The following is a 15884-nucleotide window of genomic DNA, read 5'->3' on the forward strand; positions in this document are numbered from 1 at the left end:
GCTGCCGACGCTGCTAGGCGGCGCGGCATCCTATCTCCTCCAGTTGCAGGATTCGCTCATGGTCCCTCGCTATTCCCGCCCCGCAATGACCGCCCTCTGGGAGCCGGAAGCCCGCTTCAAGATCTGGTTCGAGATCGAGGCGCATGCGACGGAGAAGCTGGGCGAGCTGGGCGTCGTGCCGCCTTCGGCCGCCAAGGCCTTGTGGGACTGGTGGGCGACAAACCCGGTGATCGACGTCGCCGCGATCGACGCGATCGAGGCTGTCACCAAGCATGACGTCATCGCTTTCCTCACTTGGGTTGCCGAACAGGTGGGCGACGAAGCCCGCTTCATGCATCAGGGGATGACGTCGAGCGATGTCCTCGACACCTGCCTCGCGGTCCAGCTTGCCCGCGCGTCGGACCTGCTGATCGAGGATCTCGACCAGTTGCTCGCGGTCATCAAGCGCCGCGCCTTCGAACATAAGCTGACCCCGACCATCGGCCGCAGCCATGGCATCCACGCCGAACCCGTCACCTTCGGCCTCAAAATGGCCGAAGCCTATGCCGAATTTTCCCGCTGCAAGGCGCGCCTGATCGCGGCCCGCGCCGAAGTCGCCACCTGCGCCATTTCCGGCGCGGTCGGCACGTTCGCCAATATCGACCCGCGCGTGGAAGATCATGTCGCCGAGAAACTGGGCCTCGCGATCGAACCCGTCTCGACCCAGGTCATCCCGCGCGATCGTCACGCCATGTTCTTCGCGACGCTCGGCGTCATCGCCTCGTCCATCGAACGCCTCGCGGTCGAAGTCCGCCATTTGCAGCGGACCGAAGTGCTGGAGGCGGAGGAATATTTCTCGCCCGGCCAAAAGGGCAGCAGCGCCATGCCGCACAAGCGCAACCCGGTGCTGACCGAAAACCTCACTGGCCTTGCCCGCGTCGTGCGCGCCGCCGTCGTGCCCGCGCTCGAAAATGTCGCGCTCTGGCATGAACGCGATATCAGCCATTCGTCGGTCGAGCGTTTCTTCGGCCCCGATGCGACGATCACGCTCGACTTCGCGCTGGGTCGCCTGACCGGGGTGATCGACAAGCTGCTCGTCTATCCTGAGCGGATGATGAAGAATCTCGATAAGATGGGCGGCCTTGTCCACTCGCAGCGGGTGTTGCTCGCGCTCACGCAGGCCGGTGTCAGCCGCGAGGACAGCTATCGCTATGTCCAGCGCAACGCGATGAAAGTGTGGGAATCGGACGGCCAGCTATCGCTGCTGGAACTGCTCAAAGCCGACACCGACGTTACCGCCGCGCTGCCGCCCGAACAGATTGAGGAAAAATTCAACCTAGATTATCATTTCAAGCAGGTCGACACGATCTTCCACCGCGTCTTCGGCGAGGCGTAAATCTATAGACTCTGTTCCCCGGCGAAAGCCGGGGAACAGGAACTACAGGCCGTTATCGCACACCCAACCTCGGCCGCATCCTCGGCGCGGCGTCCGACTGCCGCCGCACCAGCTTATGCGCCAGCACCAGATGTTCGGACGCCATGTCCGCGCCGCGCCGTCCTTTCAGCAACCGCACCAGCACCTCCACCGCCGCGCGCGACATGTCGCTGATCGGCTGGCGGATGGTGGTCAGTTCGGGCCAGATGGTGGTGGCGAGCGACGTGTCATCGAACCCGCACACCGTCAGGTCGCCCGGCACATCCAGCCCGCTGCGATGCGCGATCGCCACGGTCGCCGCCGCCATATCGTCGTTGCTGGCAAAGATGGCGGTGGGCGGATCGAGCAGCGACAATATCTGTTCGGCCGCGTCCAGCCCCGACCGATAGGTGAAATAGCCCTGCGCAATCAGTTCATCTAGCACCGGCAGGTTCGCTTCGCTCAGCGCCGCGAGATAGCCCTCGAACCGCTTGCCGCTCGCAGTCTGGTTGGGGTTGCCTTTGACGAAGCCGATGCGCGAATGGCCAAGCGTGATGAGGTGGCGCGTCATTTCATAGGCGGCTTGAAAATCGTCGATGCTGACCGCGGCGAGGTCGCCGGGCGCCCGGCCCGTCGCCACCGCGACGGCGGGAATATCGGCGGCCTTCAACGCCGCCACCATTTCCTCCAGGTCGCACAGCGGCGGCGGCAGGATGACGCCGTTGATCCGCCCGCGCAGCAGATGATCGACCACCGCCTTCACCGATGTCTGCTCGTCCCATTTCTCGACGACCAGATCGACGCCGCTGCGGCTCGCCTGGTCCAGGCTGCCGACGAGAAATTCGCTCAGATAGGAGGAAGACGGGTTGCTGTAGAGCAGGCCGATCCGCAGTTCATCGCCCCCCGCCAGGCTGCGCGCGGCCGCGCTGGGGGCATAGTTGAGCGCGACGATGGCGGCATCGACCTTCGCCTTGGTCGCCGGGCGCACCACCTGCTCGCCATTGATGACGCGCGACACCGTCATGGGCGATACCCCGGCATGGCGCGCCACGTCGTTGATCGTGGGGGCATTGCGCTGACGGCGGGAGGATCGGGTATCGGTCAATGCGGGGTACTTTCGGGTCGGTAATGATGTCGCCGAAGTGGTAGCGACATCACCCCGTCGGATTAAAGCGAAAAATCACGGATTGCCCGGCGCATAGGGGAATTTGCGCATTTTATAGGCTTCCAGGCTCTCCGGCGGCGACGCGGCCCCGGCGGGCAGGGGGCGACGGGCGATCGACTGGAAATAAGCGATGCTCGCGTCACGCCACCATTGCGCTTCCCTTTGCTGGATGGCGAGGAAAGTCTGCGTCTGCGCAAAGCGCTCCCCATCGACCATCGGACGCAGCCCTTCCCACGTCGCGCGCATCCCCGCGACATAGGCAACGCCCCGGTCATAGCGATGGACCATCCCATCCCACAGCGTCTCGCCCGACGCCAGCCGATAGCCCCAAGGCAGATGATGGAACCACAGCAAGTCCCGCTCCGGCGTCGTGCGCGGATCGGCGAACCGTTTGGCCAGCGGCGGCGCGTATTGGGCGATGGCATTGCTGCCGCTCTTGGTCCGGTCAAAGCCGATCCCGGTCGCATCCGCCTTATGATAATAGACCGGGTTCCATTCGGGCCGCGCCAATTCCGACACCCAGGGACCGGGACCATAATGGTGGCCGGTGTCCATCACATGGGCCAGGCCCAGCGGCGTCATATAATCCACCGCCGCCTCGCGTGATCCCATCATCATCGCGACCACCGGCTCGACCACCGCCTTGTCGGGCGTGAAGGTCAGCGCCGTCCATTCGCGCGCCACCGCATCGGCGGTCAGGTCCGGGTTCCAAGCCATCCGCCCGAACGCATACCAGTCCGCCTGGTTGAAGATCGACCCGCTCCAGTCGCGATCCGTGCCGATATTGGCGACGCCCGCAATCCCGGTAAGCCTGTGCCCGTCCAGCGACCCGTCGATCACCTTGGCAACGGTCGATCCCTTGCCCTTGGCAAAGGTATCGCTTTTCAGCGTCTCCTCGAACAGCGGCCCCAAATAGGTCAGATGCGTCGATTGCCCCAGATATTCCTTGGTGATCTGAAACTCCATCATCAACGGCGTCCTGGACATCGCTCCGAACAGCGGATGGAACGGCTCGCGCGGCTGAAAGTCGATCGCGCCATTCTTGACCTGGACGATGACATTGTCAGCGAACTGGCCATCGAGCGGCTTGAAATCGGCATAGGCTTGCTTCGCGCGATCGTCGGGATTGTCATGCGCGTAGACGAAGGCGCGCCACATCACGATCCCGCCATGCGGCTTCATCGCGGCGGCCAGCATGTTCGCGCCATCGGCATGGGTGCGCTTATAATCCTGCGGACCCGGCTGCCCCTCGCTATTGGCCTTGACCAGGAAGCCGCCAAAATCGGGGATCGCCTTGTAAATCTCGTCGGCCTTGGCCTTCCACCAGGCAGCAACGGTCGGGTCGAGCGGATCGGCGGTCTTGAGCCCATCCAGTTCCATCGGCGCGGTCCATTTGACCGACAGATAGACCTTGATGCCATAGGGCCGGAACACATCGGCCAGCGCCGCCGCCTTGGCGATATAGGGCGCGGTCAGGCTATCCGACTTGGCATTCACATTGTTGAGGACGGTGCCGTTGATGCCGATCGACGCATTGGCGCGGGCATAGTCGGCATAACGCGGCCCCTTCCAGTCGGGCAGCCGCCACCAGTCCCAGATCGAAGACCCTGAATAGCCGCGCTCGACCGTGCCATCCAGATTGTCCCAATGATTGAGCAGACGCAGGCCGATGCGCGGCGCGCTGCGTATATCCATCGCATCGAGCGCCGCGCCCGATTGCGCCAGCCGCAGCCAGTGGAAGGCGCCATGCAGCAGCCCCATCTCGCCCTGCGCCGCGATCAGCGTCACCGGCTTGCCTTCGACCCGGATCGACCGGATCGCATAGCCTTCCTGGCCCAGCCCCTCCAGCTTGAGCGGCAGCGCGGGCGCGGTCCGCGGCGTCGCCAGCCACAGCGCACCCGGCGCGACGATATTGGACAGGGTGGGTGTTGCGCCGGTCAGGCCTGTGATGCCACGGAGCAATTCGTTTCGTGCGGCCTGCATCGTGGCGCTGTCGCCGGGCGCAGCGATCACTTGTCCATGGGCTGCGATCCGTGCAGATGTTGCAGCGTCTGCGCGCATGTAGCGCAGCCAGAGGTCATAGCCATCTTCTGCCCGTGCCAAGGGTGTCAGGCTGGCCAAGGCGACAGCCATCATCCAGCAAAATAGGCGCGCGATCATCCGTTCCTCTCCCCGGTGTCAGCTTCGTCAACCCGTGATCGGGCATTGACAAGCGCGACTTGCCTTACCAATGGTAACGCTATCAGGAGCGGTCCGGCAAGCAGAAACATGACCGTGCGGCACAGTGGGAGAGAGGAATCATGAATCATTATCGCGCCATATTGATCCGGGGGACGGTTTCGATCGTCCTGATGACGTAATGACCATGACTGTTGCGCGACGCCAGGCGCTTGGACTGTTGGCTTCCACGTCGCTCGCCACGGCAACCCCGGCCGTGGCCGCGAAAAAGAACGGCCCGCTCTACAAGGATGCGACCGCGCCGATCGACCTGCGCGTCCGCGACCTTCTCGGCCGCATGACACTGGAGGAAAAGGTCGGCCAGATCATCGCGCTCTGGGCGACCAAGGCCGACATCATGGACGGCCTGACCTTCTCCCCGGCCAAGGCGAGTAAGGCCTATCCGGCGAGTTTCGGCCAGATCACGCGCCCATCCGACAAGCGCGGCGCGCCCGACGGGTCGCAACAGGCGGGCGGCGTCGGCGCGCGCTGGCGCACCCCGGCGGACACCGTCGCCTTCATTACCGCGATCCAGAAATGGGCGATCGAGGACACCCGACTGGGCATCCCCGTGCTGTTCCATGAAGAATCGCTGCACGGCTATATGGCGACCGAGGCCACCAGCTTCCCGATGGCGATCGGCCTGGCGGGCAGTTTCGACCGCCAGCTAATGCACGACATCCAATCCGTCACCGCCCGCGAAGTCCGCGCCCGCGGTGTGCATCTTGCTCTGTCCCCGGTGGTCGATATCGCCCGCGATCCGCGCTGGGGGCGCATCGAGGAAACCTTCGGCGAAGACCCCTATCTCTGCGGCGAAATGGGCGTCGCCGCTGTGCTGGGCCTGCAAGGCGAAAGCAAGCAGCTTGGCCCGGACAAGGTGATGGCGACGCTCAAGCACATGACCGGCCATGGCCAGCCCCAAAGCGGCCAGAATATCGCGCCCGCGTCCATCTCCGAACGCGAATTGCGCGAGAATTTCTTCCCGCCCTTCCGCGAAGTCGTCCGCCGCACCGGCATCGCCGCCGTTATGCCCAGCTATAATGAAATCGATGGCGTCCCCAGTCATCAAAGCCAGTGGCTGCTCGGCGACATATTGCGCGGCGAATGGCATTTCGACGGCGCAGTGGTCAGCGATTATGGCGCGGTCCACGAACTCGACACCATCCACCATGTCCAATCCGACCCGGAAGCATCGGCCCGCGCCGCGCTACGCGCCGGGGTAGATTGCGAACTGCCCGACGGCCTGACTTATCGGACGCTGGTGGCTCAGGTGCGCGCGGGCAAGGTGCCGGTCGAAGCGGTCGATATGGCCGTGCGCCGCATGTTGACGCTCAAATTCCGCGCCGGCCTGTTCGAAAACCCTTGGCCGCGGAAAGATTATGCCACGCTGACCGGCAACGCCGAAGCGCGCGCCCTCGCTTTGAAAGCCGCGCACAAGTCGATCGCGCTGCTCAAAAATGACGGCACGCTACCCCTGACCGCAGGCGCGCAGCAGCGCGTCGCCGTCATCGGCCCCAATGCTGCCGTCGCGCGCCTTGGCGGCTATTCCTCGATCCCACGCCAGGAAGTGTCGCTGCTCGACGGCATAGAGGCCAAGCTCAAGGGCAAGGCGCAGGTGGTTCATGCCCAGGGCGTCTTCATCACCCAGAGCGAGGATCGTTCGGCGGACGAGGTGCTGCTCGCCGATCCCGCAAAGAACCGCGCCCTGATCGCCCAGGCGGTCGAGGTCGCGAATAGCGCCGATGTCATCATCCTCGCGATCGGCGACACCGAACAGACCAGCCGCGAAGGCTTTGCCAAAAACCATCTCGGCGACCGTACCAGCCTTGATCTGCTGGGCGAACAGAATGCGCTGTTCGCAGCCATGAAGGCGACCGGAAAGCCCGTGATCGTTTGCGCCATCAACGGTCGCCCGCCCAGCTATCCAACCGTAGTGGAGGGCGCGAATGCGCTGCTCGAATGCTGGTATCCGGGGCAGGAGGGCGGCACGGCGATGGCCGATATTCTCTTCGGTGACGTCAATCCCGGTGCAAAACTGCCTGTCAGCGTCGCGCGGAATGAGGGACAAATTCCCATTTTCTACAATCGTAAGCCTTCCGCTACGCGCGGCTATCTGTTCGCCGAAAACACCCCGCTCTTCCCATTCGGATTCGGCCTCAGCTACACCCGCTTCGAATTTGGCCAACCCCGCCTGTCCGCACCGCGCATCGGTTCTGGCGGGCAGGTGACGGTCGAGGTCGACGTGCGAAATGTGGGCGACAGGGCAGGGGACGAAGTCGTCCAGGTCTATGTGCACGACCAGGTCGCCAGCGTCACCCGCCCGGTCAAGGAATTAAAGGGGTTTGAGCGAATCACTCTCGCGCCGGGCGAAAGCCGCACTGTCCGCATCACGCTCGGCCCCGATGCCTTCGCGCTTTGGAATCTCGACATGCACGAAGTGGTCGAACCCGGCCTCTTCGACATCATGGTCGGCCCGGACAGCGAAACTCTCCAGACCGTCACGCTTGAAATCATCTGAACAGGACCGCGTTCATGCCTAAAATCCTTGATGCAAAAGTCATCATCACCTGCCCTGGCCGCAATTTCGTCACGCTGAAGATCGTCACCGAAGACGGCGTCTATGGCCTTGGCGACGCGACGCTTAACGGTCGCGAACTTTCTGTGGCCAGCTATTTGCAGGACCATGTCATTCCCTGCCTGATCGGGCGCGATGCCCATCGGATCGAGGATATCTGGCAATATCTCTACAAGGGTGCCTATTGGCGGCGCGGGCCGGTCACCATGTCGGCCATCGCCGCCGTCGATACCGCGCTGTGGGATATCAAGGGCAAGCTGGCGGGCCTGCCCGTCTATCAACTGCTCGGCGGGGCCAGCCGCGAAAATGTGATGGTCTATGGCCATGCCAACGGCACCACGATCGAGGATACGGTAGCGGTCGCGCTCGATTATCAGCGGCAGGGCTATAAGGCGATCCGCATCCAGTGCGGCGTGCCCGGCATGGCGTCCACCTATGGCGTGTCGAAGGACAAATATTTCTACGAACCCGCCGACGCCGACCTGCCGACCGAAAATGTCTGGAACACGTCCAAATATATGCGCGTCGTGCCCGAATTGTTCAAAGCCGCGCGCGAAGCGCTGGGCTGGGACGTCCACCTGCTGCACGACATCCATCACCGCCTGACGCCGGTCGAAGCGGGCCGTCTGGGCAAGGATCTGGAACCCTATCGCCCCTTCTGGCTGGAGGATGCGACGCCCGCAGAAAATCAGGAAGCCTTCAAGCTGATCCGCCAGCACACCACGACGCCGCTGGCCGTGGGCGAGATTTTCAATTCCATCCACGACTGCCGCGAGCTGATCGAAAACCAGCTGATCGACTATATCCGCGCCACCGTGGTCCATGCAGGCGGCATCAGCCATTTGCGCAAGATCGCAAACCTCGCCGATCTCTATCAGGTCCGCACCGGCTGCCACGGCGCGACCGACCTGTCGCCAGTCTGCATGGCCGCGGCGCTGCATTTCGACCTCAGCGTCCCCAATTTCGGCGTGCAGGAATATATGCGCCACACGCCCGAAACCGACGCGGTCTTCCCCCACGCCTACACCTTCGCCGACGGCGCGATGCATCCCGGCGACGCACCGGGCCTGGGCGTCGACATCGACGAGGAACTGGCCGCCCAGTACGAATACAGCCGCGCCTTCCTGCCGGTGAACCGGCTGGAAGACGGCACGATGTTCAACTGGTGATCGGCTTATCCATTCACATGTTGTTTTTCACGGCACCCACATCCGTTCGTGCTGAGCTTGTCGAAGCACGTCCGCGCCCTTCGACAGGCTCAGGGCGAACGGATGTAGGCGGAACTGGCGGGTGAATGAGTCAATGAATATAGCGATCCCCAAACCCTCCGGCAAAGTCCGCTGGATCGTCTGCGCGTTGCTCTTCTTCGCTGTCGTGCTGAGCTATGTCGATCGCCTCGTCCTGCCAACGCTCAAGCCCGATCTTCAGGCGCGCTATGACTGGAGCGAGAGCGGCTATGCCGACCTCGCCATCTGGTTTCAGGCGGGCTATGGCATTTCCTACGTCTTTTTCGGCCGCCTGATCGACAAGATCGGCGCGCGGGCCGGCTATACGCTGGCGGTGTCGCTGTGGACCATCGGCCATGTCGCGCACATCTTCTTCACCTCGACGGCGGGCATGTTGATCGCCCGCATTCCGCTCGCAATCGGCGAGGCTGGCACCTTCCCCGCCGCCATCGCCGCGACCAATGAATGGTTCCCCAAGAAGGAGCGCGCCTTCGCGATCGGCATCTTCAACGCCGGGTCCAATGTCGGCGCGATCCTGACCCCGCTGATCGTGCCGATCATCGCCGTGACCCTCGGCTGGCGCTGGGCCTTCATCCTGACCGGATTGCTGACGGTCATATGGCTCGCCGCCTGGCTCAGCTTCTACCGCAGCCCGCGCGAGAAAAAGAGCCTCACCGCGGAGGAACTGGCCTGGATCGAAACCGATCCCGTCGAGCCGCAACGTCCCGTCAAATGGGCGACCCTGTTCCGCCTGCGCCAGACCTGGGCCTATATGGCCGGGCGCTTCCTGATCGATCCGGTCTGGTGGACCTTCCTCTTCTGGCTGCCCGATTTCTTCAACAAACAATATGGCGTCGAGATGCTCGACTTCGGCCCGCCGCTGATCGCCGTCTATCTGCTGGCAGATGTCGGGTCGGTCGCGGGCGGGTGGGCGTCGTCGCGCTTCATCGGCCGGGGCTGGAGCATCAATCGCGGGCGCAAGACCGCGATGCTGCTCGCCGCGCTCTGCGCCGTCCCCATCGCCTTTGCCACGCACGCGCCCAATATGTGGGTAGCGGTTGCGCTAATTGGGCTTGCCTGCGCCGGACATCAGGGCTTCTCCGCCAACCTGTACGCTTTGCCGGGCGACGTCTTCCCGCGCTGGATGGCCGGGTCGGTCGTTGGCCTCGGCGGCCTGGCGGGCGCTGTCGGCGGCATGATGATGGCCAAGTTCGCCGGGGTCATCCTCGAAACCGTCGGCAGCTATGGTCCCATCTTCGCCGTCGCCTCCTGCGCCTATCTCGTCGCGCTCGCCACCATCCACCTCATCATCCCGCGCTATCAGACAGTCGATAGCGCCGCCATCAGGGCTGAACCATGACCCGCCCCCTCCTGCCGCGAAAAGGGCAAACCAGTGTACGGGTCGCTGTTCGCTTGGCCTGCATCGCCATGGCCTTGGCCGCCATGCCCGCCCATGCGCAAAGCTGCACCCCGGCCTGGGTCGCGGGCTGGGCCTCGTCCCAATTCCGCCCCACCGGCGACGCCGCGCTCCCGCCCGGCACGCTGGCGAACCAGACCCTGCGGCAGATCGTCCGCCCCTCGGTCAGCGGCAACCGGGTCCGTGTCCGCCTGTCCAACCTCGCCGGCACCCGGCCGCTCCCCATCCTGGGCGCCAGCATAGCCCGCGCGACCAGTTCCGCCGCGCCCACCATCGATCCCGCCACCCGGATTGCGCTCCGCTTCGATGGCAAGCCCGACGTCATCATCCCGCCCGGCGCGGACTATCTGTCCGACCCAGTGACGCTATCGGCCAAAGCGCTCGACACGCTCGCCATCTCGATCCGCTACGCCGCCGCCGATCCCGAACAGACAGCGCATCCCGGATCGCGCGCGACTTCCTGGCATCTGCCCGGCGACCATCTGTCCGACCCGCAATTCGCCGGAGCGGCGACCTTCGACCATTGGTTCAACCTCGCCGCGCTCGAAGTCGAACGCTGCGCCCCCGCCCAACTCATCGTCGCGCTGGGCGACTCGATCACCGACGGCAAGAACAGTAGCACCAACGGCAATGATCGCTGGACCGACCGGCTGGCCGAACGCTTGCAGGCCGATCCAAAGCGCCGCCACATCGCGATCGTCAATCAGGGGATCGGTGGCAACCGGCTACTCGACGATGGCCTTGGTCCCAACGCACTCGCCCGGCTTGACCGCGACGTTTTGGCGCAGCCCGGCGTCACCCATCTCATCCTGCTGGAAGGGATCAACGATCTCGGCACGCTCACCCGCGAAGCCCCTGTCAGCACCGCCGCGCATCAGGCCCATGTCGCCCGCATCATCGGCGTCTATCGCCAGATCATCGCCCGCGTCCGCGCCAAAGGGATCAAGGTGATCGGCGCGACCGTCATGCCCTTCGTCGGCAATGATTATTATCACGCCGATGCCCAGAATGAAGCCGACCGCCAGGCCGTCAATGCCTGGATCAGGCAACCCGGCAATTTCGACGCGGTAATCGATTTCGACGCCGCAACCCGCGACCCCGCACGCCCCGACCGCTTGGCCCCCGCCTATGACAGCGGCGATGCACTCCACCCGTCACCGCGCGGCTATCGGGCGATGGGCGATGCGATCCCGCTCAACCTGTTCGACTGACCGGCAGACGCTATTTCCGCCGTCCCCCGGCATCCAGCACCGTCTCCATCGCCACGAAGGTGGAGGTGCTGGCAACATGGGGTAGGGCGGAAATCTTCTCGCCCATCACCATGCGATAGCGCCGAATATCCGCCGTCCGTACTTTCAGCAGATAGTCGAAGCTGCTCGCGATCATATGGCATTCCTCGACTTCTGCGATCCGCCGCACTGCCGCATTGAACTCCCGCAGCGCCGATTCGCGCGTGTCGCTCAGCTTGACCTCGGCAAAGGCGACATGGTCCATCCCCAGCTTGGCCGGATCGACGATGGCGCGGAATCCATGGATCACGCCGGTTTCGATCAATCGTTTCAACCGCACCTGGCACGGCGTCTTGGACAGGCCGACCAGCGTCGCGAGATCGGTCACGGTCATGCGCCCGTCCTCCACCAAAGCGGCGATGATCTTGCGGTCGAATTCGTCCAGATCGACTATTGCGGCGGCTTTATCCATCATTGCTGCCTAGCATAGAGGCATGAATAAGTCATATCCGCCATCCAAACGGACCGGATAAGGCAGATCGACGTCATTACATGCGATATTAGGCACGGTATGACCGTCCAGCCCCCCTTTGCCGCCTTCGCCCCCGCCATCCGCGCCCAATCCCCGCTGCGCCAGGCGATCACCGACGCCTATCGCCGCGATGAAGCCGAGGCGCTTGCCCCGTTGATGGTAGCGGCGACGCTGCCCGACGCGAACCGCGCCGCAGCGCGCGAAACAGCGCATAAGCTCGTCACGGCCCTGCGCGCCAATCACAAGGGCACCGGCGTCGAGGGGCTGGTGCAGGAATATGCGCTGTCCAGCCAGGAGGGCGTCGCGCTGATGTGCCTCGCTGAAGCGCTGCTGCGCATCCCCGATGCCGCGACCCGCGACGCGCTGATCCGCGACAAGATCGCCGACGGCGACTGGGGGTCGCATCTGGGCACCGACAAGTCGCTGTTCGTCAACGCCGCCACCTGGGGGCTGGTGGTCACCGGCAAGCTGGTCGGCAGCGTCGATGATCGTGGCCTTGGCGCAGCGCTGACGCGCCTCGTCGCACGGGCGGGCGAACCGGTCATCCGGCGCGGCGTCGACCTCGCCATGCGGATGATGGGCGAACAGTTCGTCACCGGCGAAACCATCAAGGAAGCGCTCAAGCGCGCCAAGGTGATGGAGGCCAAGGGGTTCGCCTACAGCTATGACATGCTCGGCGAAGCGGCAACGACGGCGGATGACGCCGCGCGCTATTATACCGATTATGAACAGGCGATCCACGCCATCGGCAAGGCATCGGCCAAGCGCGGCGTCTATGCCGGTCCCGGCATTTCGATCAAGCTGTCCGCCCTCCACCCACGCTATGCCCGCGCCCAGGCCGACCGCGTCATGACCGAGCTTCTGTCCCGCGTGCAGCAACTCGCCGCGCTCGCCAAAAGCTATAATATCGGCTTCAACATCGACGCGGAGGAAGCCGACCGGCTCGACCTGTCGCTCGACCTGCTCGAAAGCCTGGCGCTGCATCCCGCTTTGTCCGACTGGAACGGGCTTGGCTTCGTGGTCCAGGCCTATGGCAAGCGCTGCCCCTTCGTCATCGACTGGATCGTCGATCTTGCCCGTCGCGCCGATCGCCGCATCATGGTCCGCCTGGTCAAGGGCGCCTATTGGGACGCAGAGATCAAGCGCGCGCAGGTCGATGGCCTTGCCGATTTCCCGGTCTACACCCGCAAGTTGCACACTGACATCGCCTATATCGCCTGTGCGCAAAAGCTGCTCGCGGCGAAGGATGCGGTGTTCCCGCAATTCGCCACCCATAATGCCCAGACGCTCGCCACCATCCATGCGATGGCCGGGCCGGATTTCAGCATCGGCACTTATGAATTTCAGTGCCTCCACGGCATGGGCGAGCCGCTCTACGAACAGGTGGTCGGCGCGGGCAAGCTCGATCGCCCCTGCCGCATCTATGCGCCAGTCGGCACACATGAGACGTTGCTCGCCTATCTCGTCCGTCGCCTGCTCGAAAATGGTGCGAACAGTAGCTTCGTCAACCGCATCGCCGACCCAGCCGTGTCGGTGGAGGAGATGATCGCCGATCCGGTCGATACCGTCCGCGCCATGCCACAACCCGGCGCCCGTCATGACCAGATCGCGCTCCCGGCCGCCATCTTCCCTGATCGACGCAATTCCGATGGCATCGACCTCAGCGACGAGAAAGCCTTGGCAGGCCTGACACAAGCGCTCCAGCACAGCGCGACGCTGGACTGGACCGCTGCGCCGGAAGGCGGGGCTGGCGAGGGGCGACCTGTCCGCAACCCCGCCGATCATCGCGATATCGTTGGCACTGTGGTCGAAGCAACGGTGGATGATGTCCGCGCCGCTGCGATCCGGGCGGCCGCATCGCTCTGGCGCAACACGCCGGTTGCCGATCGCGCTGCCACGCTTGATCGCGCCGCCGACGCGATGCAGACGCGCATGCCGATCCTGCTTGGCCTCATCGTCCGCGAAGCGGGCAAGTCCATCCCCAACGCCATCGCCGAAGTGCGCGAGGCGATCGACTTTCTACGCTATTATGCGCAGCAGGCCCGCACGACCTTCGGCCATCAGCAACCGCTCGGCGTGGTCACCTGCATCAGCCCTTGGAACTTCCCGCTGGCAATCTTCACCGGCCAAGTTGCCGCTGCGCTGGTCGCGGGCAATGCGGTCCTGGCCAAGCCTGCCGAGGAAACGCCGCTGATCGCCGCCGAAGCCGTTCGCCTGCTCCACACCGCAGGCGTGCCGACCGACGCGCTCCAGCTTTTGCCGGGGGATGGCGCGATCGGGGCCGCGCTCGTCGCCGCGCCGCAGACTGGGGCCGTGATGTTCACCGGATCGACCGAGGTTGCCCGCCTGATCCAGCGCCAGCTTGCCACCCGCCTGTCGCCGCAGGGCCGGCCGATCCCGCTCATCGCCGAAACCGGCGGGCAAAATGCCATGATCGTGGATTCATCGGCGCTCGCCGAGCAAGTCGTCGCCGACGTCATCGCCTCGGCTTTCGACAGCGCGGGCCAGCGCTGCTCGGCGTTGCGCGTCCTGTGCCTGCAGGAGGATGTCGCCGATCGCACATTGACGATGCTCAAGGGCGCGCTCGCCGAACTCAGCCTTGGCCGCACCGATGCGCTCAAAGTCGATATCGGCCCGGTCATCACCGCCGAAGCCCAAACGGGCATCAACGCCCATATCGACGCCATGCGGGCGATGGGACGGGCGGTGGATCAACGCCCGCTGGCGCCCGAAACCGCGCATGGCACCTTCGTTGCGCCGACCATCATCGAGATTGACAGCCTGGCGGACCTGGATCGCGAAGTCTTCGGCCCGGTCCTCCATGTCTTGCGCTTTCGTCGCGACGGATTGGACGTGCTGGTCGATGCGATCAACGCCACCGGCTATGGGCTGACCTTCGGGCTGCACACTCGGCTCGATGAAACGGTCGCGCGAGTCACGCGCCGGGTGAAGGTCGGCAATATCTATATCAACCGCAACGTCATCGGTGCGATCGTCGGGGTTCAGCCCTTTGGCGGCTGTGGCCTGTCGGGTACCGGACCAAAGGCTGGCGGTCCGCTCTATCTGGGGCGGCTGGTCGCCACGCCGCCGGTTCTGGCAGCGCGGGTCAGCCGCCTGCAGACGCCGCTTCATGCCTTTGCCGACTGGCTCGATGCGCAGGGCTATGGCGAGGCCGCGAGCGAGGCGCGCCGGGCGGGCGATGCGTCCGCGCTGGGTGTCGAACTGACGCTGCCGGGGCCGGTTGGCGAGCGCAATCTCTACACCCTCCATCCGCGTGGGGCGATGCTGCTGCGCCCTGCTACCCGTGCCGGACTATTCCGGCAGATGGCCGCGATCCTTGCCACCGGCAACAGCGCAACGGTGCAGGGCATGACGGTCCCGCCAAGCCTGCCGCCGGAGGTGGCTGCGCGCTTCACAGCAGATCCGATCGCGCCCATAGCCGCGATACTGGTCGAGGGAGATGCCGAGCGCGTCGCCGCTGCGGTCCAGGCCGCCGCCGATCTGCCCGGCCGGATCGTGCCGGTCCATGCAGAGACGGCGGAGGGCTATTGCCTCGACTGGCTGTTGGAGGAAGTCTCGACCTCGATCAACACGACGGCCGCAGGGGGCAATGCCAGCCTGATGATGATCGGCTAAAGGCTCAGCCTCCGATCATTACCTGCAGCCGGGAAATGCGCGAGCGGTGGATGCGCCAGCGGCCATCCACCCGTTTATAGTCTTCATGATAATGGCCGCAGCCATGCAGGGTCATGCTGGTGCCGCTTGCGTCCCAAATCTGGTCCTCCATCGCGATCACACCGCGCGCGTCATCCGCGCCGATGATCTCGATTTCATGACAATGGCCATGATGGACCGTGCGTTGCGTGCCGATCGCGGCCTGGATGAAGGCGATGATGGTGTCGCCGCCTTCATAGACCCAGTCGTTGCTTTCTGCTGCCCGGCCTTCGTCGCCTTTGCCGTCGATGCTGAGCGACGCGCGTGCGTCGAACAGGGCGTCGTCGCAGAAGATGTCGCGCAATCCGGGCCAGTCCTTATTGTCCATCAAGCGGAAATAGCGGGCCTTGAGCTGTTTGATCGCCTCAATCGCCAGCAATGTCTCGACGCCGTCCATGCCACCATCTCCCATCAAT

Annotated in this window: 10 protein-coding genes; 6 read left to right on the plus strand and 4 right to left on the minus strand. The window is 64.4% G+C overall.

The features are described from left to right. Positions 1–58: 58 nt before the first annotated feature. On the plus strand, positions 59–1375 hold the full coding sequence (gene purB / locus J2W40_RS08720; RefSeq protein WP_310223679.1) for an adenylosuccinate lyase: 1317 nt from the start codon (positions 59–61) through the stop codon (positions 1373–1375). A 52-nt stretch (positions 1376–1427) separates the two neighbouring features. On the opposite strand, the gene J2W40_RS08725 is transcribed toward purB, so the two are convergent. Further along, on the minus strand, positions 1428–2498 hold the full coding sequence (locus J2W40_RS08725; RefSeq protein ID WP_310223681.1) for a LacI family DNA-binding transcriptional regulator: 1071 nt from the start codon (positions 2496–2498) through the stop codon (positions 1428–1430). A 75-nt stretch (positions 2499–2573) separates the two neighbouring features. Next, positions 2574–4718, minus strand: a complete 2145-nt coding sequence (locus J2W40_RS08730) for an alpha-glucuronidase family glycosyl hydrolase (RefSeq protein WP_310223682.1) — start codon at positions 4716–4718, stop codon at positions 2574–2576. 199 nt (positions 4719–4917) lie between these two features. On the opposite strand from J2W40_RS08730, the gene J2W40_RS08735 reads away from it, so the two are divergent. From J2W40_RS08735 to J2W40_RS08750, 4 genes are all read left to right on the plus strand, one after another. Continuing rightward, the gene (locus tag J2W40_RS08735; protein WP_310223684.1) at positions 4918–7293 is read left to right on the plus strand and encodes a glycoside hydrolase family 3 N-terminal domain-containing protein; all 2376 of its coding nucleotides are present in this window, start codon (positions 4918–4920) and stop codon (positions 7291–7293) included. 14 nt (positions 7294–7307) lie between these two features. After that, on the plus strand, positions 7308–8519 hold the full coding sequence (gene manD / locus J2W40_RS08740) for a D-mannonate dehydratase ManD (protein ID WP_310223686.1): 1212 nt from the start codon (positions 7308–7310) through the stop codon (positions 8517–8519). A 133-nt stretch (positions 8520–8652) separates the two neighbouring features. Beyond that, positions 8653–9936, plus strand: a complete 1284-nt coding sequence (locus J2W40_RS08745) for an MFS transporter (RefSeq protein WP_310223688.1) — start codon at positions 8653–8655, stop codon at positions 9934–9936. A 68-nt stretch (positions 9937–10004) separates the two neighbouring features. Continuing rightward, positions 10005–11204: an SGNH/GDSL hydrolase family protein gene (locus tag J2W40_RS08750; protein ID WP_310223937.1), complete on the plus strand. Its 1200-nt coding sequence runs from the start codon at positions 10005–10007 to the stop codon at positions 11202–11204. A 10-nt stretch (positions 11205–11214) separates the two neighbouring features. On the opposite strand, the gene J2W40_RS08755 is transcribed toward J2W40_RS08750, so the two are convergent. After that, the gene (locus J2W40_RS08755) at positions 11215–11694 is read right to left on the minus strand and encodes an Lrp/AsnC family transcriptional regulator (protein ID WP_310223939.1); all 480 of its coding nucleotides are present in this window, start codon (positions 11692–11694) and stop codon (positions 11215–11217) included. A 99-nt stretch (positions 11695–11793) separates the two neighbouring features. On the opposite strand from J2W40_RS08755, the gene putA reads away from it, so the two are divergent. Further along, on the plus strand, positions 11794–15390 hold the full coding sequence (putA, locus tag J2W40_RS08760; protein WP_310223689.1) for a trifunctional transcriptional regulator/proline dehydrogenase/L-glutamate gamma-semialdehyde dehydrogenase: 3597 nt from the start codon (positions 11794–11796) through the stop codon (positions 15388–15390). Positions 15391–15394: 4 nt separating this feature from the next. Here the strand turns inward: putA and J2W40_RS08765 are convergent, their stop codons facing one another. After that, positions 15395–15865, minus strand: a complete 471-nt coding sequence (locus J2W40_RS08765) for a nuclear transport factor 2 family protein (protein ID WP_310223691.1) — start codon at positions 15863–15865, stop codon at positions 15395–15397. Positions 15866–15884 lie beyond the last annotated feature (19 nt).

This window comes from Sphingobium xenophagum (genome assembly GCF_031457465.1).
Lineage (GTDB): Bacteria > Pseudomonadota > Alphaproteobacteria > Sphingomonadales > Sphingomonadaceae > Sphingobium > Sphingobium xenophagum_A.